The sequence below is a fragment of the Salinimicrobium oceani genome, from assembly GCF_012037645.1.
This window is the reverse complement of the sequence record NZ_JAAVJR010000911.1, coordinates 1-392: the sequence shown is the minus strand read 5'-3', so window position 1 is coordinate 392 and position 392 is coordinate 1. Positions and strand designations below refer to the sequence as shown.

Genomic DNA, 392 nt, shown 5'->3' with positions numbered 1-392 from the left:
CAGATTTTCCTAAAAGAAGAAAAATCATTTGGGTAACCCTTTAAATCTATCTTAAAAAGAGGAAGGAAATACCCTGAAAGTTTTATTTTGATCTCCACGACAGCTAATGAAGGAGACACTACTTAAAAGAATACCGGAAAGGATCGAAGTCATTGACGTACTTCGTGGCTTTGCTCTGGCAGGCATCCTCTACGCCCACATGGTCTTTTGGTATACCGGTGCTGCCCTGCCAGAAGAAGTATACTTCCAGTTCAGCAGTTTTGCAGACAATGTTTCCATGGCCATTTTTGGTGCTTTTGTCTTCGGAAAATTCTTTTCTGTCTTTTCCTTTTTATTCGGGTTGAGCTTTTACCTGCATTTTCAGAAGAAAAAGACAACCTCCGGATTTCTGA

Annotated in this window: 1 pseudogene; it reads left to right on the top strand. The window is 40.3% G+C overall.

Annotated features, from left to right (window positions below):
• Positions 1-106: 106 nt before the first annotated feature.
• Positions 107-392: pseudogene (locus HC175_RS20020) on the top strand (hypothetical protein); the annotation flags it as partial.